20 protein-coding genes, 1 pseudogene and 1 riboswitch are annotated in these 21,263 nt (G+C 70.8%); of the genes and pseudogenes, 11 read left to right on the top strand and 10 right to left on the bottom strand.

What is annotated here, in order from left to right; all coding sequences use genetic code 11:
- Positions 1-15: 15 nt before the first annotated feature.
- Positions 16-825, bottom strand: a complete 810-nt coding sequence (gene thiD / locus ABZV42_RS07655) for a bifunctional hydroxymethylpyrimidine kinase/phosphomethylpyrimidine kinase (RefSeq protein ID WP_355980109.1) — start codon at positions 823-825, stop codon at positions 16-18.
- Positions 826-896: 71 nt separating this feature from the next.
- A complete protein-coding gene (locus ABZV42_RS07650; protein ID WP_355980107.1) occupies positions 897-2,297 on the bottom strand; it encodes a cytosine permease in 1,401 nt (466 codons plus the stop codon).
- A riboswitch (TPP riboswitch) is annotated at positions 2,288-2,379 on the bottom strand. (Overlaps the previous gene by 10 nt.)
- A 463-nt stretch (positions 2,380-2,842) precedes the next feature.
- On the opposite strand from ABZV42_RS07650, the gene ABZV42_RS07645 reads away from it, so the two are divergent.
- From ABZV42_RS07645 to ABZV42_RS07635, 3 genes are all read left to right on the top strand, one after another.
- Positions 2,843-3,676, top strand: a complete 834-nt coding sequence (locus ABZV42_RS07645; protein WP_355980105.1) for an alpha/beta hydrolase — start codon at positions 2,843-2,845, stop codon at positions 3,674-3,676.
- A gap of 160 nt (positions 3,677-3,836) precedes the next feature.
- Entirely contained in the window at positions 3,837-5,204 is a 1,368-nt protein-coding gene (locus tag ABZV42_RS07640) for a phospholipase (protein ID WP_355980102.1), read from the top strand.
- Between the two features lie 137 nt (positions 5,205-5,341).
- Positions 5,342-5,863: a hypothetical protein gene (locus tag ABZV42_RS07635; RefSeq protein WP_355980099.1), complete on the top strand. Its 522-nt coding sequence runs from the start codon at positions 5,342-5,344 to the stop codon at positions 5,861-5,863.
- A 13-nt stretch (positions 5,864-5,876) separates the two neighbouring features.
- On the opposite strand, the gene ABZV42_RS07630 is transcribed toward ABZV42_RS07635, so the two are convergent.
- Both ABZV42_RS07630 and ABZV42_RS07625 read right to left on the bottom strand, forming a co-directional pair.
- The gene (locus ABZV42_RS07630) at positions 5,877-7,532 is read right to left on the bottom strand and encodes a DUF4041 domain-containing protein (protein ID WP_355980096.1); all 1,656 of its coding nucleotides are present in this window, start codon (positions 7,530-7,532) and stop codon (positions 5,877-5,879) included.
- A 315-nt stretch (positions 7,533-7,847) separates the two neighbouring features.
- On the bottom strand, positions 7,848-7,976 hold the full coding sequence (locus tag ABZV42_RS07625) for a hypothetical protein (protein WP_355980093.1): 129 nt from the start codon (positions 7,974-7,976) through the stop codon (positions 7,848-7,850).
- Between the two features lie 5 nt (positions 7,977-7,981).
- On the opposite strand from ABZV42_RS07625, the gene ABZV42_RS07620 reads away from it, so the two are divergent.
- On the top strand, positions 7,982-8,566 hold the full coding sequence (locus ABZV42_RS07620) for a DinB family protein (protein WP_355980091.1): 585 nt from the start codon (positions 7,982-7,984) through the stop codon (positions 8,564-8,566).
- A gap of 407 nt (positions 8,567-8,973) precedes the next feature.
- Here ABZV42_RS07620 and ABZV42_RS07615 read toward each other — a convergent pair whose 3' ends face one another.
- The 3 genes and pseudogenes from ABZV42_RS07615 to ABZV42_RS07605 form a co-directional block, all read right to left on the bottom strand.
- Positions 8,974-9,210 carry a VanZ family protein gene (locus ABZV42_RS07615; protein ID WP_355980420.1) on the bottom strand — a complete coding sequence of 79 codons (237 nt, stop codon included), beginning with the start codon at positions 9,208-9,210 and terminating at the stop codon, positions 8,974-8,976.
- A 469-nt stretch (positions 9,211-9,679) separates the two neighbouring features.
- Positions 9,680-10,315: pseudogene (locus ABZV42_RS07610) on the bottom strand (sodium-dependent transporter); the annotation flags it as partial.
- A 46-nt stretch (positions 10,316-10,361) separates the two neighbouring features.
- Positions 10,362-11,195 carry a phosphatase PAP2 family protein gene (locus ABZV42_RS07605; RefSeq protein ID WP_355980088.1) on the bottom strand — a complete coding sequence of 278 codons (834 nt, stop codon included), beginning with the start codon at positions 11,193-11,195 and terminating at the stop codon, positions 10,362-10,364.
- 256 nt (positions 11,196-11,451) lie between these two features.
- On the opposite strand from ABZV42_RS07605, the gene ABZV42_RS07600 reads away from it, so the two are divergent.
- Together ABZV42_RS07600 and ABZV42_RS07595 are read left to right on the top strand one after the other, a co-directional pair.
- Positions 11,452-11,844, top strand: coding sequence for a VOC family protein (locus ABZV42_RS07600; protein ID WP_355980085.1), 393 nt, complete (start codon positions 11,452-11,454; stop codon positions 11,842-11,844).
- A gap of 62 nt (positions 11,845-11,906) precedes the next feature.
- Positions 11,907-12,971: an adenosine deaminase gene (locus ABZV42_RS07595; protein WP_355980082.1), complete on the top strand. Its 1,065-nt coding sequence runs from the start codon at positions 11,907-11,909 to the stop codon at positions 12,969-12,971.
- Here ABZV42_RS07595 and ABZV42_RS07590 read toward each other — a convergent pair.
- Both ABZV42_RS07590 and ABZV42_RS07585 read right to left on the bottom strand, forming a co-directional pair.
- Entirely contained in the window at positions 12,959-13,468 is a 510-nt protein-coding gene (locus tag ABZV42_RS07590) for a DUF664 domain-containing protein (RefSeq protein ID WP_355980079.1), read from the bottom strand. The two genes, ABZV42_RS07595 and ABZV42_RS07590, sit on opposite strands and share 13 nt — an antisense overlap.
- 103 nt (positions 13,469-13,571) lie before the next feature.
- On the bottom strand, positions 13,572-14,465 hold the full coding sequence (locus tag ABZV42_RS07585; RefSeq protein ID WP_356051177.1) for a LysR family transcriptional regulator: 894 nt from the start codon (positions 14,463-14,465) through the stop codon (positions 13,572-13,574).
- Between the two features lie 152 nt (positions 14,466-14,617).
- Between ABZV42_RS07585 and mgrA the strand changes: the two genes are divergently transcribed.
- Positions 14,618-15,610, top strand: a complete 993-nt coding sequence (mgrA, locus tag ABZV42_RS07580) for an L-glyceraldehyde 3-phosphate reductase (protein WP_355980077.1) — start codon at positions 14,618-14,620, stop codon at positions 15,608-15,610.
- A gap of 202 nt (positions 15,611-15,812) precedes the next feature.
- Here the strand turns inward: mgrA and ABZV42_RS07575 are convergent, their stop codons facing one another.
- Complete coding sequence (locus tag ABZV42_RS07575) at positions 15,813-16,190, bottom strand: nuclear transport factor 2 family protein (protein ID WP_355980075.1); 378 nt, start codon at positions 16,188-16,190, stop codon at positions 15,813-15,815.
- A gap of 356 nt (positions 16,191-16,546) precedes the next feature.
- On the opposite strand from ABZV42_RS07575, the gene ABZV42_RS07570 reads away from it, so the two are divergent.
- From ABZV42_RS07570 to ABZV42_RS07555, 4 genes are all read left to right on the top strand, one after another.
- The gene (locus tag ABZV42_RS07570; protein WP_355980073.1) at positions 16,547-16,957 is read left to right on the top strand and encodes a hypothetical protein; all 411 of its coding nucleotides are present in this window, start codon (positions 16,547-16,549) and stop codon (positions 16,955-16,957) included.
- Between the two features lie 101 nt (positions 16,958-17,058).
- The gene (locus tag ABZV42_RS07565) at positions 17,059-19,401 is read left to right on the top strand and encodes an FHA domain-containing protein (RefSeq protein WP_355980071.1); all 2,343 of its coding nucleotides are present in this window, start codon (positions 17,059-17,061) and stop codon (positions 19,399-19,401) included.
- Positions 19,402-19,407: 6 nt separating this feature from the next.
- Positions 19,408-20,175, top strand: coding sequence for a hypothetical protein (locus ABZV42_RS07560; protein WP_355980069.1), 768 nt, complete (start codon positions 19,408-19,410; stop codon positions 20,173-20,175).
- A 34-nt stretch (positions 20,176-20,209) separates the two neighbouring features.
- Positions 20,210-21,208 carry a serine/threonine-protein kinase gene (locus ABZV42_RS07555; protein ID WP_356051175.1) on the top strand — a complete coding sequence of 333 codons (999 nt, stop codon included), beginning with the start codon at positions 20,210-20,212 and terminating at the stop codon, positions 21,206-21,208.
- Positions 21,209-21,263: the final 55 nt, after the last annotated feature.

Genomic DNA, 21,263 nt, shown 5'->3' with positions numbered 1-21,263 from the left:
AGAGCGGACGGGTCGTCAGGTGCCCGTCCGGCGGTTCGGCAGCTGCCATCCGTGGTCCACCGGGCCGATGCCCGCGCCGAGTGCGAAACCGGCCTCGATCGCGGCGGTCACGTACACCTTGGCGCGCTGTACGGCCTCCGGCACCGCGAGTCCCTCGGCCAGCCCCACCGCGATGGCCGAGGCGAGCGTGCACCCCGTTCCGTGCGTGTGCCTGTTGTCGTGGCGCGGCGCGCGCAGCCAGTGCTCGGCCGTTCCGTCGGTGAGCAGATCGACGGCCTGGCCCGGCAGATGGCCCCCCTTCACCAGCACCCAGCGCGGGCCGAAGGAGAGCAGGAGCCCGGCGGCCCGGCGCATGCCCGCCTCGTCGTCCACCTTCACCCCGGTGAGCTGGGCGACCTCGTCGAGATTCGGGGTGGCCACCGTCGCCCGCGGCAGCAGCCGGGTCCGTACGGCGTCCAGCGCGTCGTCGGCCAGCAGCCGGTCCCCGTGCTTGGACACGCTCACCGGGTCCACGACGACCGGCGCGCCCACGTCGGACAGCAACTCGGCGACGGTGGTGACCAGTTCGGGCGACGAGAGCATCCCCGTCTTCACGGCCTGGACGCCGATGTCGTCGACCACACTGCGGTACTGGGCCCGAACCGCCTCCTCCGACAGCTCCCAAGCACCCTGCACGCCCACGGAGTTCTGCGCGGTCACCGCGGTGAGCACGCTCATCCCGTGGGCGCCCAGCGCGAGCATGGTCTTCAAGTCGGCCTGGATTCCCGCGCCTCCGCCTGAATCGGAGCCGGCGATCGTCAGGACGCGAGGCGGTGGCGTGGTCATTCGAGGTGTTCCTCTCGGGTACGGCCACGGGCGTGAAGGCCCGGGGCCGGCGGAGCGACGGGCGGCGGCCCTCAGGCGCGGCGGCGCAGCCGCGGCGGGGCGTAGAGGGCGAGGGCGACGAGGAACGCCACGTAGTAGGAGAGGTCGGCGCCGTGCAGCGCGTCGGCCACCGGACCCACGTACAGACCGGTGTCCATGAACGGCACGGCCGCGCCGAACGCCGCGACGAAGGCCACGAGCGAGGTCCGTCCGGAGTGCGGCCGGGTCGCCTCGGCGGTGATGTCGACCGGGGCGCCGCCGCGCTCCCGCCCCCGGGCGATCCAGTCGACGACGACGATCGCGACGAACCCGGGGATCCAATACCCCACGAACAACAGCACGTTCTGGAATCGCGCCGTCGTGTCGGCCGCGTGCATCCACAGCACCAGCGGGAAGCCGAGCGCGGCGGCGAGGGCAGCCGCCAACGGGCGCGGTATCCGTACCCCCAGAGTCTGGAGGGCCAGTGAACCGCTGTAGTCGTTCATCGCGTTGCTGCACACCGCGGCCAGTGCCACGGCCAGCAGCCCGAAGGCGCCCGCCGCACCGCCGCCCAGCAACGAGTCCACGCCCGCCGCCGTCTGGTCGGTCAGTACCGACGCGCCCCACAGACCGAGGACCTGCACGGCGACGAAGGACGTGACGAGCCCGAGCAGGGTGCACCAGAACATGCGCGGGCGGGACGTCGTACGAGGCAGGTAACGGCTGAAGTCACCCGCGTACGGTGCCCAGGACAGCGAGAGGCTCAGCGCGATGGTGCTGGTGAGCGCGAACGCGCCCGCTCCGTCGGCGCCGGTCGCGGACCCGGTCGTCGCGGGGTGGACCCCGTCGAGCATCCGCCAGGCGATCAACGCGAACGCCACGGCGAGCACGAACGTCATGACGATCTGCAAACGGTGGATGGCTTCGTAGCCGAGGACACCCAGAGCGCCCTGGGCCAGCATCATGACCAGCACACCCAGCCAGAACGGCCAGCCGCACAACCGTGCCAGCGCATCCCCGCCGAACAGGCCGATCAGCGCGTCCCAGGCGACCGACGACAGCCACTGGAGCACCCCGGGCAGCACCACGGCCCGGCCGAACGCGAGCCGCGCGAGCGGGAGTTGGCCGGTGCCGGTGAGCCCGCCCCAGGTGCTGAGGTAGGCGGTGGGCAGCGCGCCGAGCACGGTTCCGAGGACCATCGCCGCGAGAGCCGTGGTGAAGTCCAGGCCGAGCGCGATGCCGATGGTGCCGGTGAACACGCCCGTCATCGTCAGGTTCGGGGCGAACCACACGGTGAACAGGCGCCCGGCCCCGCCGTACCGATTGCTCTCGGGGACCGGCTCGATGCCGTGCCCCTCCACCCGGAGGTCGCCGGGTGCGGCGGGCATCCGCCCGTCGAAGACGGCGGGCCGGCCGTCGGCGGGCAGCCCGCCGGAAACATGCGTCAATGGCATGGAGACATCCCTCCGCCAGTACGAACTGGTTCAGGTTCGACGGGTGTGATCTCAGCCCTCGCAGGCACCCCGTGTCCGGTACGACGGACACCCTAACCGTTCCCGGGGAGTGAGCGGGAGTGGGTCCCGCCGGCAGAACCCGTGCTCAGCTCCTGTGCACGACGTGGGCACCGCGCAGCGAACCGCTCAGGCGGCACCCGAGCGGAGCCTGCCGGTCCCCGGACCCGAGTGGAGCCTGCCGGTCCCCGGACCCGAGTGGAGCCTGCTGGTTTCCCCGGACCCGAGTGGAGCCTCCGGTCACCGCACCCGGGCGGAGCCGCCAGCCGCCGGTGAGGGTGGCGGAGCCCTCCGCTCCCCGTCACCCCCACCGGTCACTCACCCGGACCAGCACCCGACCGCGTTCTCCCCGTCATCCGGGAGGCCCGGTCGGGCCTGTTCGCAGCGCGGCGCGTGCCGCCCCTCGGTACTGTCGGAGGTGATCGCCGCTCGCGCTCCGCCCCGGGGTTCCCGGACCCCGGTGGCCGGGCGGAAGGAGGCAGGGTGCCGTGACCGTGATCTCCCTGAAGTCCGCGAAGGTGCGGGAAGGGCTCACCCTCCCGTATGCCGAGGCCGGCTACCCCAGTGGTACGCCGGTCGTCTTCGTGCACGGCCTGGCCGACTCCTGGTGGTCCTTCGAGCCCCTCCTGCGGCGGCTTCCGGCATCCCTGCACGGCTACGCGCCCACACAGCGCGGGCACGGCGATGCCGACCGGCCCCCCGAGGGCTACACTCCCGACGACTTCGCCGCCGACCTGGTGGCCTTCCTGAACGCCGTCGACATCCCCCGGGCGATCCTGGTCGGGGCGTCCAGCGGAGGCGTACCGGCCCGCATCGTCGCCGGGAGCCACCCCGACCGCATCGCGGGTCTGGTGCTGATCGGTGTCCCCGGCACCCTCGCGGACAAACCGGCGGTCACCGGGCTGGTGAGCGCCATGGACGACCTCCCCGATCCCGTGCCGCGCGCGTTCGTCGAGGATTTCCTGGCCGACACCATGGCCCGCCCGATCGCGCGGGGGTTCACCGAGACCATGGTCGAGGAGAACCTCAAGCTTCCCGCGCACGTCTGGAAGGACACCGCCCGCGGTCTCCTCGACGCCGATCTGCCCGCGACCCTCGGCGGCATCCTGGTGCCCACCCTCGTCATCTGGGGCGAGCAGGACGAGTTCCTGCCCCGCGAGGACCAGCAGACCATTCTGGACGCCGTCCACGGCGCCGACTTCCTCGCCTACCCGGAGACCGGCCACTCCGTCCACTGGGAACAGCCCGAACGCGTGGTCGCCGACATCACCGCGTTCGTCACGCGGATCGAGCACCCCGGCACCCGCCGCGGCGGCGCCTGACCTCACCCGGCGGGTGAACGGTGGTGCGCCCGGGCCGCGTTGGACGTGAACCGGGCGGCCGTCGCGGTTGACGCGATCCGTACCCCTGATGCCCGCCGTCGCCCCCCGGCGTCGGTCTGCATGGCATGCTCATGCTCCCCACAGGAAGGGATCACGTGCCATGAGACCGAGCCGACGCTCCCTGCTCGCCGCCACCGCCGTACTGGGATCCGTATTCGCCCTCCCCGCGCCCGCCGGCGCCGCCGAAGTCCCCGCCGCGGGCGCCTATTACGTCCAGAGCGCCATCACGGGACTGAACGCCGCCGACAGCTCGGGCGCGGTCGTCCAGCACAACCCCAAGGGCAACGAGGACCACCAGCAGTGGACCCTCCGCCAGAACGGCTCCTCGTTCGTGCTCGAGAGCGCCGACACCGCGGGCAGTTGTCTGGGCCGCTCGGGCGACCAGGCCAGGTCTGTCGCCTGTACGAGCGCCGACGCCGCGTGGGAGGTGACGCCGGGCGGCGCCGACCAGTACACGCTCAAAGTCCCCGGCACGGAACGGTATTTGACGGTCACCGACAAGTCCTCGGGTTCCAACTACCCGGCCCAGCTGGCGATCGGGTCGGCGGGAGCCCTCGCCTCCTGGTACCTCACCCCGGTCGCGCCCCAGACCCGGCCGATGCCGTCCCAGGACCAACGCACCCTGGATCAGGTCACGTTCCTCACCGCGCACAACGCCTACGCGAACGGCGTGGACGGTGGATTCGCCCCGCCCTTCGTCAACTTCTTCCCCAATCAGAACCGCGGCATCAACCAGCAACTCGCCGACGGTGTAAGAGGTTTCATGCTCGACCTGCACCAGACGCCCGACGGGGCGATCCTCTGCCACGACAGCTGCACCCTCGTCAGCAAGCCGGTGGCGCTCTGGGTCGACCTCCAGCGCATGGTCGACTTCCTCAAGCAGCACCCCGACCAGTTCGTCACCGTATTTCTGGAGGACTACGTCGATCCGGGCGTCCTGCGCGCCGAACTCGCCAGGGTGAACGGCCTGTCCGACGTGCTCTACCGACCGGATCGGACGGGCGTGCGCGAGCACGGCTGGCCGAAGCTCGCCGACCTGACCGCCGCCGGGCAGCGCCTGCTCATCTTCACCGACCACAGCCGTCAGTCCGACGAGTCCGCCGGACTGACCCGGGACAGCTTCGGAGTCATGTACCAGCGCGAGTGGACCGTGGAGAACTACTGGTCCATGGGCTCGGGCCTCGCCTCGTCCGACTGGTCCTGCTACAGCCGCTGGTACGGCGCGGACACGAACGTGCCGCTCACCCGCACCGAGACGGGCTTCCGCCCGCTGTTCGTCATGAACCACTTCCGTGACGCCACCATCTCCGGGACCGCGAGCACGGACAACACCAAACTCGCCGACCGGGCCCGCCGCTTCTGCGAGCCGGCCGCCCGAAGGAAGCCCAACTACCTGGCGGTCGACCGCTACGACCTGGGCAACCCCGCCTCCGCGGTGAACACGCTGAACACGTACGTCTATCCGTAGGCGCACGGAGACCGCGAGCCTCGCAGAGACCGCACCGGAAGGGGAGCGGCCGATGCGAGGCTCGCACCGAAGCCGAACGAGCCGGGGAAACGGGCGCGCTCTGTCCAAGCGGGTAGGTGTGGCACACACTGTGCAGCATGGACAACGGTGCGTTGTGGGTGGCTGTGCTGACCGCCGGCACAGCGGTCGTCGCCAGCTGGGTGACCAGCAAGGGCAACGCGCAAGCCGCTCGCGTCCAGGCCCAGGCCACCGCCGAAGCCGCGCACGATGCCCGCGAACGCGAGGCGCGCCGGGCCACGCAGCTGGCCTTCATCCAGGAGGCCAACGACATGGGCATCCTGTACCGCCGGATCCCCAAGTACCTGGATGTGGAGGACCCGGAGGCGCGTCAGGAATTCCTGGCGGAGTTACGGGACCAACTGCGTGATTGCTACGGCCCCTTCCTGCGCGCCTTGGCGGTCGTCTCGCTGGAGTGCCACCCCGGTCCGGCAGCGGCGGCGAACGCTGTCCACGGGGCCTCGGGCGAGGCATACGCCCGCCTTGCCGCGGCCGAGAACGACATACGCGAAGCCGAGCACTTCCGCCGGGCCGCTGACGCCTACCTCGCCTCGATCGACGTGTTCGTCGAAGCCGCACGCCGGGCCGAGCACGCCGGGTAGCGGGGCGGCTGGATCACGCTGTCAGGGCCGCGACTCCTCCCGTGCCCGCGCCGGCTTCGCGCGTGTGCCTGCCGGCCCGCCATTCCAGCGCCTGGGGTTCCTCGGTGAACTCGATCAGATGCTGTCCGGTGAACGGTTGCAGCGCGTCGCGGACCTCCGTCGGGGTGGCGTAGAAGAACTCCTTGCGGCTGTTGACCTGGTTGACCCGCTGCGAGGCGAACTGCCGGTGGAGTTCCGTCTCCAGGCCGACCGCGTCCTTGCTGAAGATCAGCGCGTGCACATCGAAGCGGAAGGGCACGGCCGCCCCGCTCAACTCGTAGACTCGTTCCAGCGGCTCGAGCCGACGCGTCATCCCGATCTTGACCATGCGATCGCCGAAGGCACCGATGTTCGAGATGACGTACACATAGCCGGCGCGGACGTTCGCCGCGCGGGAGTCGACGTCGTGGAGAGCGTTCTCGATCTCGGCCAGTTTGGACTGCATCTCCGCCACAGCCGCGTCGTCACCGCGCTCGCGCAGGCGTTCAAGTGCTGCCTGGTAGTGGCCGAGTTCCTTGTTCAGCTTCTCGCGCTGCCGGTCGAGTTCCCGCTGGACCGCCGCTTCCTCGCGCTCCCGGGCGCGTACCTCGCGCTGGGCCTCCTTCTCCTCGTCCTTCTTCTGGAGGAAGTCGGCGGTGAGCTCCAACTCCCCTACGCGCGCGTTGTGGTAATCGTCCGTGATCCGGATGTGCATGGTGGCGCCCAGCCTGGCGATCGTCTCGCGGCTCTTGAAGAGCCGGTCGACGAGAGAGCTCAGCCGGTGCGGACGCATCGACCGTACGGCGTAGTCGGCTTCGGCGTTGTAGGCGCGCAGCATGAGCTTGGAGAAGTCGCGGACCATCTTCTGGCCCTCGCGCTTGGAGCCGTTGACCGTCCAGTCCGTGGCCGCCTGCACGGCGCGGCCCGCACGGGCGAGTGCCTTGACCTCGTTCTGCAGCGTGTCCAGGCGACTGCGATAGGCGATCGCGTCGTGCAGGGCATGCCGGTAGGCGTAGATCCCGGCCTCCTGAAGCATGGCGGTCTCGTCGGTGTTGACGATCCGGACCTGAAGTTCGGCGAGCCGCTGCTCGGCGTCGTGGAGATCCTTGCGGTGACGGTCGGCCTCCTTGCGTACTCGCTCGGTCTCCTTCGCTGTCCGCCGCGCGTCATCGAGGATCTGCTTCGCCGTCTCGCGTGCGTCCTTGAGGATGCCCTCGGCCTCCTCGGCGGCTTCGGCGGACGACTTCTCACGCAGCGTGGCGGCCTCCGCCCCGACCTGCCGTACCAGACTCGCGGTCTGCGCGGCATCCAGGCCCTGGGTCCTCGTGATCCACGCCCGCAGCTCTTCGGCCTCCGACACGGCATCCGCACGACGCCGCCCGAACAGCCCGCCCTTGCGAGGCGGTGGCACCGCGGTCGTGCCCCCTGGAGCCGCTGCGTCCGGCGCGGCGGCCGCGTCCGGCACAGCGGCGGCTCCTGCCGCAAAACCGGCGGCGAGGGTGTCGGGGGTGGACCCGGCCTCCGCGACCCACAACTGCCATCCCGCCGGCATCGAGGGCCACGACGGGTCGGGCCGCCAGTCGGGGGGCGGCGTCCATCCCGAAGGCGGCACAGGCCAACTCGGCGGCGGATTGAAACGGTAGGTGCTCATGCCCGACTCCCTTGCCCCTGTGGCTCCCCAGCACACAGGGCGCCGGTCGACCCCGGCGACGTAGGGTCACATCTTCTTGGCGATCACCCGCCCCATCAGCCGCATATCGCACCTCGTGACCATCATGTGACCATGCGTGAGGGGTGGGTGGTCGCTGTCACCGTCGAACAGGGGCTTTACGCGCCGTTGTTCGCAGCACCCTCGTGCACCCGCCGCCGAAGCTCGACGGCGCGTTCCTTGCGGAACCGGGTCGCTGCGCATTCGCCTGGGTTCGTCATGAACGCCGTCAGGGGGCCTATCGCTTGAGTGGGCGTCTTACGTGGCAAGTTTCGCGAGCCTCTTGTGGCAGCTCAGGGCGGTGACCATGGCCAGGCCTCGGCTCTGCCGGTCGTTGCGGACCACGTACGGGATCTTGAGGCCACGAGCAGCCCATGGCAGGCTCATGCTGCATGATCGATGAATTCGCGAAAGACCACCTGCACCGGAGACTGCGGCGGGATCGCGAGGCGCTGCTCTGGAAAATCGACGGCTTGTCCGAATACGACGCCCGCCGACCTTTGACAGCGACCGGGACCAACCTCCTCGGCCTGGTCAAACACGTGGCCTGCGTCGAGGCGAGGTACTTCGGCGAGGTCTTCGACCGCCCTTCCCCTGAACCGCTGCCCCGGTGGCAGGACCACGACGGCAGCGATCTGTGGGCGACCGAGGACGAGACGCGCGATCAGATCATCGGGTCCTACCGGCGCACGTGGGAACACTCGGACGCGACGATCAACGAGCTTCCCCTCGACGCCCCCGGCCACGTGCCGTGGTGGCCGGAGCCTTGTCCCAACACGAACCTGTTCGCCATCATGGTCCATGTCCTCAGCGAGTCCGTCCGGCATGCCGGGCATGCCGACATCCTGCGCGAGGGCCTCGACGGCCGGACCGGGCTGCGCGCCGAACACGAGCAGCGGATCGACGAGGGAGCCCGTGCCGCCTACTGCGCGAAGATCGGGCAGGCCGCCAGATCGGCCGCATCAGTCAAGGCTTAGCGGGGCTTAGCGGCTGTCCAACGTGACTTGATGTTCGAGCGGCACCGGAGGCGGAAGCGCGTCGGGCCACGCTGTGGGAAGCCGTACTGCTGGTCGGCGATGCCGAAGACCGTGGTGGCGGCGCGTTCGTGGCATGAGGCGATCTGGACCATGGAGCCTGCACTTACGCGAGCAGAGGCGTGAGGCGGAGAAATGGGCCCGCGACCTGCAACGGGTGAGCCAGAAGCGCGATGCGTTCTACGTATGTGCTCGCCGTGAACTGGGGGTCGCCGGGCCCCCGCCTCCCGCCGGGAACTGGCCTCGTGACTGGCGTCAGGATGACAGCTGAGGTGCGGGCACGCCGACCTCGATTCGTCGGTTCGGGCGGTAACTGGATTGGCGTTGTGCGGGGTTCACGTTCCGGACCGTCAGCCGAGACCGGGATTCGCCTCCGTCTCCGTGTACTTGTTCCGCAGAACCCGATGCGGAGCGAGGGACAGCACCCGGCCGATGAGGCCGCCCAGCGTATTGAACAGAACGTCGTCGTCGACGGTGCGGCCGGCGGCCATGGCGTACTGGGCGGCTTCGATGAACACGCTCAGCGTCAGACACTTCAGCACCCCGCGGCCCGGACGTGGCTGCCGACCGGAGAGGCCGGACAGCATGTCGAGCGGGAAGAGCATCAGGGCGTTCGACTCCTCGTGGGGGAGTCTCTTGGCGTCGCCAGGGCCGACCCCATCGGCTCGCATTGCTCAGGCAGGAAGCCGTCCTGGCCGGCGGTATCCGATGAGGTGTGGTGGGCCTGCTCTCGCGGCGTCGATTGCGAGGTCGGCGGCCGGCTTGTACCACCCGCCCGGCGGCCGCCTTCTGCAACAGGCTGTAGGCCAGCACCGGCAGCAGGATGTGAGGCCGGTCGGGCAGCGTCGTCGTGATCAGGACGGCGCCGGCGCTGCTGTTGTTCATGCCGCAGGCCAGGGTGACCGACGCGCCCGCGGGGGCGTCGAGGCGCAGCGCGCGGGTGGTGACCAGGCCCAGCGCGAACGACAGCCCGCAGACGGTGGCGGCGACGGTCACCGCGGCGGTGAACAGGACCGGTTGGGGGTGCGCGAGGAAGGGCCCGAGGGCTCCGCTCGCGTTGACGTAGGTCAGGAGCAGGGAGGCGAGTATCGCCGCGGGACCCGCCGCGCCGACCAGGAGGGACGCCGGGCGGCCGGGCAGCACCAGGCGGCACAGGATTCCGGCGCCGCACGGCAGCAGTACTCCCGTGAGGGCGAAACCGCTGCCGGCGGTCCTGGCCGCCTCCGCCAGCGAGCCCGCGTACCGGCCGTGCAGCAGCGGGCACAGGGCCGTCAGAGTCACCGGAAGGGTGAGCGGGCTGACGATCGTGGACGCCAGGACGAGGCCCACCGCCGTCGGCTGGCAGCCTTCCCCCTTGCCCGTCCACACCGTGGCCCCGGCCGCCACCGGCATCGCGACGATGAGGATCATCGCCGTGACCAGCCCGCTGCCTCCGTCGCTGTCGGGGGACTGCCGCAGCGCGAACGCGACGCCCGGGATGATCAGCAGGGGCGCGACGAGGTGCAGGACGAGGCCCGTGAGCAGCGCCGTCGGACGGCGGGCGAGCGCGCGCAGTTCGCTCAGCGGTACTTGCAGGCCCGCCGTGAACAGGACCAGGGACAGCAGGAACGGAGCTGTCGTGAAAGGGATTCCGGGTAACGGGGCGAGGCCGAGCCAGTGCGTGCGGCGCAGCCACAGGCCCGGCGCGGGCACGGTCGCGGCCGCCAGATAGGCGATGCTCACCGCCCAGCCGAGGTGGTTACGGAGCAGAGTGAGGGGGGACGTCGTGCTGCTCGTGCAACTCGTGAGGTGCTTCGGGTGCTTCGGGTGCTTCGGGTGCTTCGGGTGCTTCGGGTGCTTCTGGTGTTTCGGGGGCCTGAGGTGCCTGCGGTGCATCGTGGCGCTCTTCCGTCGTGGGGCCTTGGCGGAGACGGGGCGCCGATATCGCGGAGTGGACGGAGGGGAGGAAGCGCGTGAGGACGTACAGGAGCAGGCTCAGCCAGCAGACGGCGAACAGCCAGCCGCCCACGACGTCGGAGAACCAGTGCACGCCCAGATAGACGCGGGACAGGCCGACCAGCACGGCCCAGCAGCCGATGAGCGCGACCAGGACTCGCTTGGACTGCGGTGCGCGGGCGATCACCGCGAAGATCAGCACTCCGGCGGTGACGGCGGAGGTGGTGGTGTGACCGGACGGGAAGGACAGGCCCGAGGCATGCGTGGCCCAGTTCGCCACGGGCGGCCGGGGGCGGGCGACCAGCGACATCACGGCGAATCGCAGGGCCTGCGCGGCGGCCAGAACACATACGCCGGCGGCGACGGTGCGGACCCGCTGCCGCGCTGTCCGTCCGAGGAGCAGGCCGGCCACGACGACCAGCGCGTACGGGACGACTCCGGTGCCGGTGTACGTCACCCCGCGTGCCGCGGCGAGCGCCATGTCCGGGCGGTGCGCGACCGACCAGGAGGCGAGCCGCGAGTCGACGGACAGGGGCGCGCCGTCGCGGCCGGTCACGATCAGCGTCAGCAGTACGAACGCGACCAGGCTCCCCACCGCGGCCGACGCGGCGATGTCGCTGGTGCCTTGGCGCCTCATGGCCGAACCGGCGCGGCATCGGCCTCGTGCGCGGCTGCGACGCCCAGGTCGGCGGACATGTGGGTGGCCCCTTTCCACTGCGGGCGCGCGAACGGCAGGACAGCTCGCCCGCGCCTCTGTGCATGGCTCGATTCGTCTACATAACTGTAGACGATCAGTGGCCGGGGCTGTGCCGTATCACCCGGGAAGATCGGCGCCGTGGGGTCGGCGAGCGATGCCGTACCCTACGTGTTACGTATAACCTTGGAGAGCACCGATGAGACGCATCGCCCTGGTCACCCTCGTCGTCGACGACTACGACGAGGCCGTCCGCCACTACACCGAAGCCCTCGGTTTCCGCCTCGTCGAGGACACCCCGAGGCCCGACGGCTCGCGCTGGGTCGTGGTCGAGCCGGGTACGGACGGGGCCGGGCCGGGGCTGCTGCTCGCCCGGGCCAAGGACGAGGCGCAGCGCGGCCGGATCGGCGACCAGACCGGCGGACGTGTCGGCTTCTTCCTGTACACCGACGACTTCGCCCGCGACCACGCCCGGATGCGCGCGGCGGGCGTGACGTTCCTGGAGGAGCCGCGCCACGAGCCGTACGGCTCGGTCGTCGTCTTCCAGGACCTGTACGGCAACCGCTGGGACCTTCTCCAGCCCGCGGGCTGAGCCGGGCCACTCGCGCCTTCCGCACCCTTCCGCTCCGAACCACCTGCCGAGGAACACCGCACATGACCGCGCCCCGCATCGACATCGACACCATCCGCCGCCTGCCCAAGGCGGTCCTGCACGACCATCTCGACGGCGGTCTCCGCCCGGCCACCCTGGTCGAGCTCGCGGAGACGGTCGGCCACACCCTGCCCACCACGGACCCGCGGGAACTGGCCGACTGGTACTACGAGGCCGCCAACTCCGGCGACCTGGTCCGCTACATAGCCACCTTCGAGCACACCCTCGCCGTGATGCAGTCCCGCGAGGGCCTGCTGCGCACGGCCGAGGAGTACGTCCTCGACCTCGCCGAGGACGGTGTCGTCTACGGCGAGGTGCGGTACGCGCCCGAGCTCATGGTCAACGGCGGGCTGACCCTGCCCGAGGTCGTCGAGGCGGTGCAGGAGGGTCTCGCGGCCGGTATGGCGAAGGCCGCCGCGGCGGGCACCCCCGTCCGCGTCAACACCCTGCTGTGCGGCATGCGGATGTTCGACCGCACCCGGGAGATCGCCGACCTCGCGGTGGCGTTCCGGGACGCCGGAGTCGTCGGCTTCGACATCGCGGGCGCCGAGGACGGCTTCCCGCCCGCCGACCACCTGGCCGCCTTCGAGCACCTGCGGCGCGAGAGCGTCCCGTTCACCATCCACGCCGGCGAGGCCCACGGTCTGCCCAGCATCCACCAGGCGCTCCAGATCTGCGGCGCCCAGCGCATCGGCCACGGCGTCCGTATCACCGACGACATCGTGGACGGCAAGCTCGGCCGTCTCGCGGGCTGGGTGCGCGACCGCCGCATCGCCCTGGAGATGTGCCCGACCTCCAACCTCCAGACCGGCGCGGCGACGTCCATCGCCGAGCACCCCATCACCGCCCTGCGCGACCTGGGCTTCCGGGTCACCCTCAACACCGACAACCGGCTGGTGTCCGGGACGACGATGACCCGGGAGATGTCGCTGCTCGTCGAGGAGGCGGGCTGGGGCGTCGAGGACCTGCGCACCGTGACGGTGAACGCGGTCAAGAGCGCCTTCATCCCCTTCGACGAGCGCAAGGCCCTCATCGAGGACGTCGTGCTTCCCGGCTACGACATCTGAGCCAGCCCGCGTGCGTAGGCGGCCTGTCCGACGTGCTGGAGATCGTCGGACAGGACGCTGACCAGGCGGGCGCCCAGGGTCACCGGCGGGTCCCACCGTTCGTCCACGACGCGCTCGAAGTCATGGGCTGCCAGTCCGCCGATGAACGCCACGGTCCGTTCGTGGACGGCGTCGTGGTAGCCGAGCAGCAGGTCGCCCGACTCGACCCGGACCCGGGCGACCTTCGCGGACGTGTGCCCGTACCCGGTGTCGCCCCGCGGCAGGTCGAGCGCGAAGCGCTTCGCCCAGTCCTCGGTGAGCCACACCTGCTCCGTCCCGGCCACGTCGGCGACATGGTCGTCCTGGACCCGGGTCAGGTGCCACACCAGCCAGGTGACCGAATTCGCCTCCTCGCCGGGGCGGGCGTTGAGGCCGTCCGGCGCGAGGCCGTCGAGGGCGGCATGGACTTCTTCCCGGACGCGGCCGAATCCGTCGATGAGGATGTCCTTCGCAAGCATGGGACCACCATCGCGCATCGCGTCCGTCCCTGCGTCCGGAACCGCGTGTCCCGGACGGTGGCGGACACGCCGGTCCGCCTCCGTGCCCGTGTTCCGGGGCGGGTCAGGCGCGTTCCCGGGAGGCGTCGAGCAGCAGCATCAGGGCCCGCGCGGCCGGGCTCGTGGCCTCCTCGGGCGGCAGCATGGCGACCGTCTCGTACGAACCCTCCGAGGCGCCCTTGAAGGGCAGCGCGGTGAGATCGCGGGCTTCCGGCTTGTGACCGAAGTGGCGTGGTACGACGGCGATTCCGAGGCCCTCGTGGACGAGCTCCAGGAGGCTGTGGACGTCGTTGACCTCCAGGGCCACCGTCCGCCGCACCCCGGCCGCCGCGAAGGCCGCGTCGGTGGTGCGCCGCGGACCCCAGTCGGGATGGAAGTCGACGAAGGACTCCTCGCCCAGTTCCTCGGGCACGACCACGGCGGCCGTCGCGAGACGGTGCTCCGGATGGCACAGCACGGTCATCGGCTCGCTGGCCAGCGGGACCGACCGCAGGTGCTCGGAGTCGGCGCGGGTCCGTACGGCGAAGGCCAGGTCGAGACGGCCCGCCGCGACCTCCTCCGCCAGCGCCTCGGAACCCGCCTGCCGCAGCCGGATCTCCACGTCGGGATGCCGCCGCCGGAACGCGGCGAGCAGCCGGGCGCAGTGCACCCCGGCGATGCACTGTTCGGTGCCGAGGGAAAGAGTGCCGCGCAGCACCCCCTGCACGGCGGCCACGGCGTCGTGCGCCGAACGCACCTGGGCGAGGATCCGCTCCGCCTCGGCGAACAGGGCGCGGCCCGCCTCGGTGAGGGTGACCCTGCGGGTCGTACGGACGAAGAGCGGCGCCTGGAGCTCCCGCTCCAGCGCCCGGATGGACGAGGACAGGCCCGACTGCGACACCATGAGCCGCTCCGCCGCCCGGGTGAAGTGCCGGTCCTCGGCGACGGCGACGAAGTGCTGAAGATGACGCAGTTCCATGGGAGGCAAGGGTAGGCGCAGGACGGAGGGTGCCGAGACCCATTGAGAAGCGGGAGCGCTCAATGCCATCCGATCCTTCCGTTGGACCGATGCCCGCGGGGCGCGCGAGAGTGGAGGCAGCCTGTTTCCCCCCGGCCTCTCAGGAGTACGCGTTGTACACCCCGCACCCCGACCGTTACGCGGACATGCCCTACCGGCGCACCGGACGCAGCGGCCTGAAGCTCCCCGCGCTGTCGCTCGGCCTGTGGCACAACTTCGGCCCCGACCGGCCCGTGGACGTCCAGCGGGCGATCCTGCGTCGCGCCTTCGACCTCGGCGTCACCCACTTCGACCTGGCGAACAACTACGGCCCGCCGCCCGGCGCGGCCGAGTCCGCCCTCGGAGACGCCCTGAAGGCGGATTTCGCGCACCACCGCGACGAGCTGATCGTCTCGACGAAGGCCGGCTATCTGATGTGGCCGGGTCCGTACGGCGAATGGGGCTCGCGCAAGTACCTGCTGTCCTCGCTCGACCAGAGCCTGGGCCGGATGGGCCTCGATTACGTCGACATCTTCTACTCGCACCGCCCCGACCCGGAGACTCCCATGGAGGAGACGATGGGCGCCCTGCACTCGGCGGTCCAGCAGGGCAAGGCGTTGTACGTCGGCGTCTCGAACTATTCGGCGGAGCAGACCCGCGAAGCCGCCCGGATCCTGGCCGAACTGGGCACCCCGCTGCTCATCCACCAGCCGCGCTACTCGATGCTCGACCGTCGCCCCGAGGACGAGGGGCTGCTTGACGCGCTCGACGAGCTCCAGGTGGGGTCCATCGCGTACTCGCCGCTGGAGCAGGGCCTGCTCACCGGCCGCTACCTGAACGGAATCCCGGAGGACTCGCGGGCCGCGAGCGACAGTCCGTTCCTGAGCGCGGACACGGTCACCGAGGACCTCGTGGGCCGGCTGCGGACCCTTGACGAGATCGCCAAGTCCCGCGGCCAGTCGCTGGCCCAGCTGGCGCTCGCCTGGGTCCTGCGCGGCGGCCGGGTCACGTCCGCCCTGGTCGGCGCCAGCAGCCCGCGCCAGCTCGAGGACAGCGTCGAGGCCATCGGCAACCTGGACTTCACCGAGGACGAACTCGCCCGGATCGACGCGCTGGCCAAGGCGTAGGGCCTACGAGGCCGGACGCGCCGTCGCGCTCGCGCCGGGGTCCCTGACGCGGAAGGATCACGCGTCAGGGACCCCGGCGCGCGGACGCGAAAGAGGCCGGTCCCGGAATCCGCACTGCTGCGTATCGGTCCGGGACAGCGTCCGGATCCGCGCTCCGGCCTATCGGTCCGGAACCCCGTCCAGGAATCCGCACCCCCGCGTATCAGGCGGGCACGCGGTCCAGGAATCCGTGCACGCCGCGGATCCGGCCCTCGCCGTCCAGGACGATCACGTCGAATCCCGCGACGGGCGCCGAGCCGTCCTTCTCGTCGACCAGCTCCCAGCCGAAGCGGGCGGTGTCGTGGTGACCATCCACCGCGCCCAGCGGACGGAAGGCGAAGCCGGGGAACCGCTCGTGCGCCGACGTGATCAGCGCCGCGATCTGCTCGTGCCCGCGGACGTCGGCGAGCGGGTCGGTGTACGTGCCGTCCGTGGTCCAGGCGGCGGCCACCGCCTCCGCCAGCGTGTCCCGCCCGTCGGCGTTCCAGGCCTCGAAGTAGCGGGTGACTGCGGTCTCGTAGCGGTCGGTGTTCGCGGACATGGTGAACCAGCCTCCATCGGGGAACGTATCCATGGTCAAGGTCCGTTTCCCGGGCCTGAGTTCAGGTCCGGGACGCGTTATGACCACCCTGGCGGGCGCCGTGCGAAGCGTCGATTACCTCACGGGTAATGCCACGGCCCCGGTGCCGGAACGCCGTCGGTGCCCTTTCGGCCAATCGCGGCGGTGAATATGCCAAGAGACTGGCTGAATTCACATGGTGACAGTGTGTCAGTAGTGACGATACTCAATCAGTAGGGCAATTCAGCCATGCCCGTGCAATTGCACGGAGCATTGCACATGAGCCGCACGGAAAGCGAGGCCGGACCGGCGACGAGCGACGCCAATGGGGGAAGATCGTGCACGACGAATTCCTGTGCCATGTCACCGCGTACGGCATGTGCGGCGGTCAGCGAGTCGGCGTTCCCCTGGGCACCTATCGCGCGCCGACCCTCGCGCTGGCCCTGTGGTGGATGCGGGACCGGGCGGCCTGGATGGCCGAACGGCTCGATCCGCAGCCCGAGGATCCCGCGTTTCCGCCCAACTCGATCGCGCCGGTGGGCGAGAGCGTCCCCGACGTCCCGACGATGCTGCGCGCCTGGTGCGGTGACTCGGAGCAACAGGAGCTGGTGGCAGAGGAGTTGGCCGCGGGAAAGCTCGTCCGCGTCTCCACCAACGACGACACCACCGAATACGAACTGCTCGCGGAATCGGTGGACGCGCTGCGCATGCACCGAACCGCCGCCGTGCTCGGCATCTCAGCCGCCTGACCGGTCGCACGCTCCGGCCCGGGTGCCGATGAGGCGCGTACAGCACTCCGGCCCCCGGTACTGATCAGGCACATAAGTGAGCGAATCGTTAGAATTCTTGCATGGCAGAGAGGCAGGTCGCGGCGACTGCACCCGAGCTCGTCCTCGAAACCGAGACGGGCTCGACGGTGATGAGTCCGAACCACGATTACCGCGTAGGGCGCGATCCGCTGTGCGACGTCGTCATCGACGACGTCCGGGTCTCGTGGCACCACGCGGTGCTGCGGTCCCAGGCGGATCACTGGACGCTCGAGGACGAGAACAGCACGAACGGCACGTACGCCGACGGCCGGCGCGTCCATGAATGGGGCGTCGGACCCGGCAGCGTGATCCGCTTCGGGAGTCCCGCCGACGGCCCGCGCGCCGTCCTCGTCCGCCGCCCGCCACCTGCCGCGGAACGTCCATCGGCCGTGTCCATGCCGGCCGCCACCAGTACCTTCAAGCAGCCGACCACCGTACGGCCGCTGCCCTCCCGCACCGTCCGTATCGGCCGCGGCCCCGACAACGACCTCGTCATCGACGACCTGATCGTCTCCCGCAACCACGCCGAACTGCTGGCGAGGCCCGACGGGACGTACGAGATCGTCGACCTCGGCAGCCACAACGGCACGTTCCTCAACGGCCAGCCCGTCGAGCGGACCCTCGTCACACCGGGTGACATCGTCGGCATCGGACACTCCGCGTTCTGTCTCGTCGGCGACCAGTTGCAGGAGTACGTCGACAGCGGCGAGGTCTCCCTGGACGTGCAGGACCTCACCGTCGAGGTGGACCGGGGCCGAAAGACGCTGCTGGACCAGGTGTCCTTCCCCGTCGGTGAGAAATGTCTGCTCGCCGTCGTCGGCCCGAGCGGCGCGGGCAAGTCCACGCTCCTGAACGCGCTCACCGGACAGCGGCCCGCCGACCACGGCACGGTGCTCTACGACGGCCGTGACCTCTACCGCGACTACGCGGAGCTGCGCCAGCGCATCGGCCTCGTCCCCCAGGACGACATCCTGCACGCCCAGCTCACCGTCCGCCGGGCGCTCACCTACGCGGCGGAACTGCGCTTCCCGCAGGACACGGCCAAGGCGGAGCGCCGGGCTCGGGTGGACGAGGTGATCGGCGAGCTGGGCCTGGAGCAACGCGCCGACCAGCCCATCCACAGCCTTTCGGGCGGACAGCGCAAGCGCGTCAGCGTGGCCCTGGAACTGCTCACCAAGCCGTCCCTGCTCTTCCTCGACGAACCGACCTCCGGACTCGACCCGGGCATGGACCGCTCGGTGATGCACATGCTGCGCGGCCTCGCCGACGACGGCCGCACCGTCATCGTCGTCACCCACAGCGTGCTCAGCCTGGACGTCTGCGACCGGCTGCTGGTCCTTGCTCCCGGCGGCAAGGTCGCCTACTACGGGCCGCCCGACGACACCCTGGCCTTCTTCGGCTACCGGCAGTGGCCCGAGGCCTTCGAGGCCTTCGAGCGCGACACGGACCGGGACTGGGCGGCGGAGTACCAGGACTCTCCGTTCCACCGTCAGTACATCGACAAGTCGACCGTGCAGCCGAGGATGCCGGAAGCGGCCACCGGAGGGCTCGTCGGACCGCCCCCCAAGGCCCAGAGCTGGGGCTCCCAGCTGCGCACCCTGGTCCGCCGCTACGCGGCCGCCCTCGGGGCCGACCGGACCTTCCTCGCCATCATGATCGCCCTGCCGTTCGTGATGGGCGCGATGGCGCGGGCCCTGGCGGGCGGCAAGCTGACCCAGGACACGGCGCTGAACGCGCTGCTCATCCTGTGCGTCGGCGGTGTGCTGACCGGCGCGGCCAACGCCGTGCGGGAACTCGTCAAGGAACGGACGATCTACCAGCGGGAACGGGCCGTCGGCCTGTCCAGATCGGCGTACCTGATGTCCAAGGTCGTCGTCCTCGGCACCATCACCGTGCTCCAGGCCGTCGTCCTCACCCTGGTCGCCCTGTTCGGCGTCGACCTCAACGCGCCCGGCGGCAAGGGCGTGCTGATGCCACCGCTCGTGGAGATCACACTGGCCGTGGCCCTGCTCGCCTTCACCGCGATGATGCTCGGCCTCCTCGTGTCCGCCGTGGTGCGCAAGGAGGAGGTGACGATGCCGCTGCTGGTGCTGCTGGCCATCGTCCAGGTCGTGTTCTGCGGCGCCCTGCTGAAGCTGCACGGCGTCCCCGGTCTGGAGCAGCTGTCCTGGCTCGTGCCCTCCCGCTGGGCGCTGGGCGCCATGGCCGGGACCATCGGGCTCGCCCGGATCGTGCCCGGCGAGCTGACCGGCGACCCGATGTTCCGGCATTCGACCGGCGCCTGGCTCCTCAACATGGGCATGCTCGTCGTGCTCTCCGTCGTCTTCGGCTGGCTGGTCGTCCTGCTGCTGCGACGGCACGAGCCCGCGGTCATGCGGAAGTAGCCGCCGATGACGAGCCCCGGCTTCCGCCCGACGCATGTAGTTCCGCAGGACGGGCTGCCCGCCTGGGAGTCGCCCGACCCCTCCCGGCCCACCGTTCCCCTGGACGCGCTCCTGCCGGTCGAGCTCGCCGACCGGCTCGGGGACTGGGGGCGGGTCGTCTGCGCGAACGGCTGGTCGGCCTGGGTCGACGGCCGCCTGCTGATCGCCGTACCGCAGGTACCGCCCGCGGCCACGCAGCCGCTCGCCCGCACGGCCGATCCGCGCCCCCTGCTGGCACGCGTGGAGCGGGCGCTCACCGACTACCGGCAGGCGGCGGAGGAACTGGCGTCCGGCGGGCTGGAGGCCGAGAGCTTCCGGGCCAGGACGCAGGGCAGCCGGATCGGGGTGGTCGTCGACGGCGAGTCCCTGTGGCTGTACGACGGCGAGCACGAGCGGTGGGTGTACTGCGACGGCACGCGGCTGAGCACCTTCGCGGCCGAGGGCACCCCCTCCACCACGCGACGCGAGACGACGCACCGGCCCGAGGAGCCGGACCCGGCGCGGGACGCGAGCCCGGAGCGGGAACCGTCGCGGGAGCAGGACCGGGAGCAGGAACGGGGGCAGGTCCCGAGCGGGGCGCACGGGCGCCAGGCCGAGCCGACGCGGATCGTGCGGGAATCCGCACCCGGCGGTGCTCCCGACGGTCCTCCCGGTGGCCCCCCCAGCGGACCTCCCGGCGGACACGAACCCACCCGTCTGGTGACCTTCGAGGACGACGACCGGGGTGAGGACTGATGCGCGGCTCGGCGCTCGGCCGGGGTGACGGCTGATGGGAGAGGAGCCGGAGCGGGACAGCAGCCCGTTCTCGGGGCGGCCGTCCGACCTGATCGGACGGCAGATCGCGAGCTACCGGATCGAGCGGGAGATCGGCCGTGGCGGGATGGCCGTCGTCTACCAGGCCAAGGACCTGCGTCTGGACCGCACGGTCGCCCTCAAACTCCTCGCACCCGAACTCGCCCGCAACGACACCTTCCGGGGCCGCTTCACCCACGAGTCACGGGTGGCCGCCGCCATCGACCACCCGCACATCGTGCCCGTCTTCGAGGCGGGTGAGACGGACGGTGTCCTCTACATCGCCATGCGCTACGTCGCCGGGCGCGACCTGCGCCATCTCCTCGACCGGGAGGGACCGCTGACGGTCACCGTGGCCACCCGCATCGGCCTTCAGGTGGCCTCCGCGCTCGACGCGGCCCACGATCACGGGCTGGTGCACCGGGACGTGAAACCCGGCAACATCCTGGTCGCCGAGGGCACCGACAGCGACCACCCCGAACACGTCTACCTCACGGACTTCGGCCTGACCAAGAAGTCCCTCTCGCTGACCGGGTTCACGAGCGTCGGACAGTTCGTCGGCACCCTCGACTACGTGGCACCGGAGCAGATCTCCGGCAAGCCGGTCGACGGCCGATGCGACGTCTACAGCCTCGGCTGTGTCGTCTACGAGACGATGGCCGGCCGGCCGCCGTTCCGGCGCGACGACGACATGGCGCTGCTGTGGGCCCACCAGTACGACCAGCCTCCGGCCCTGACCAGCGTGCGCCCCGACATCCCGGACGCGGTCGACGCCGTCCTCGCGAAGGCGCTCGCCAAGAGCCCCGACGACCGGTACGACTCGTGCCTGGCCTTCCTCAGCGCCCTGCGGATCGCCGCACGCGGTCCGGTGACCGGCGGCGGCAGCACTACGAGCACGGAGGCCGAGCCCGCGCCGGGCGGCCCGGGGCCCGTACCGGAGCCGCCCGCCTGGGCCCGGCCGGTGTTCCGGAGCTGAGGCGCCCCTGCGCGCCTTCACCTGTCAGCCGTCAGGCGTCAGGGGTTGCCGTGAG

Source organism: Streptomyces sp. NPDC005281, assembly GCF_040607495.1.
Classification (GTDB): Bacteria; Actinomycetota; Actinomycetes; order Streptomycetales; family Streptomycetaceae; genus Streptomyces.
The sequence above is the reverse complement of the archived record's forward strand: the minus strand, read 5'-3'. Positions and strand labels throughout refer to the sequence as shown.

Bases quoted from the DNA above. Each gene is read 5' to 3' on its own strand.
- ABZV42_RS07640 (WP_355980102.1), top strand. From the start codon at position 3,837: ATGAGACCGAGCCGACGCTCCCTGCTCGCCGCCACCGCCGTACTGGGA.
- ABZV42_RS07635 (WP_355980099.1), top strand. From the start codon at position 5,342: ATGGACAACGGTGCGTTGTGGGTGGCTGTGCTGACCGCCGGCACAGCG.
- ABZV42_RS07595 (WP_355980082.1), top strand. From the start codon at position 11,907: ATGACCGCGCCCCGCATCGACATCGACACCATCCGCCGCCTGCCCAAG.
- ABZV42_RS07600 (WP_355980085.1), top strand. From the start codon at position 11,452: ATGAGACGCATCGCCCTGGTCACCCTCGTCGTCGACGACTACGACGAG.
- ABZV42_RS07620 (WP_355980091.1), top strand. From the start codon at position 7,982: ATGATCGATGAATTCGCGAAAGACCACCTGCACCGGAGACTGCGGCGG.
- ABZV42_RS07555 (WP_356051175.1), top strand. From the start codon at position 20,210: ATGGGAGAGGAGCCGGAGCGGGACAGCAGCCCGTTCTCGGGGCGGCCG.
- ABZV42_RS07565 (WP_355980071.1), top strand. From the start codon at position 17,059: ATGGCAGAGAGGCAGGTCGCGGCGACTGCACCCGAGCTCGTCCTCGAA.
- ABZV42_RS07625 (WP_355980093.1), bottom strand. From the start codon at position 7,976: ATGAGCCTGCCATGGGCTGCTCGTGGCCTCAAGATCCCGTACGTGGTC.
- ABZV42_RS07630 (WP_355980096.1), bottom strand. From the start codon at position 7,532: ATGAGCACCTACCGTTTCAATCCGCCGCCGAGTTGGCCTGTGCCGCCT.
- ABZV42_RS07560 (WP_355980069.1), top strand. From the start codon at position 19,408: ATGACGAGCCCCGGCTTCCGCCCGACGCATGTAGTTCCGCAGGACGGG.
- ABZV42_RS07615 (WP_355980420.1), bottom strand. From the start codon at position 9,210: ATGCTGTCCGGCCTCTCCGGTCGGCAGCCACGTCCGGGCCGCGGGGTG.
- thiD (WP_355980109.1), bottom strand. From the start codon at position 825: ATGACCACGCCACCGCCTCGCGTCCTGACGATCGCCGGCTCCGATTCA.
- ABZV42_RS07650 (WP_355980107.1), bottom strand. From the start codon at position 2,297: ATGCCATTGACGCATGTTTCCGGCGGGCTGCCCGCCGACGGCCGGCCC.
- ABZV42_RS07585 (WP_356051177.1), bottom strand. From the start codon at position 14,465: ATGGAACTGCGTCATCTTCAGCACTTCGTCGCCGTCGCCGAGGACCGG.
- ABZV42_RS07605 (WP_355980088.1), bottom strand. From the start codon at position 11,195: ATGAGGCGCCAAGGCACCAGCGACATCGCCGCGTCGGCCGCGGTGGGG.
- ABZV42_RS07575 (WP_355980075.1), bottom strand. From the start codon at position 16,190: ATGTCCGCGAACACCGACCGCTACGAGACCGCAGTCACCCGCTACTTC.
- ABZV42_RS07590 (WP_355980079.1), bottom strand. From the start codon at position 13,468: ATGCTTGCGAAGGACATCCTCATCGACGGATTCGGCCGCGTCCGGGAA.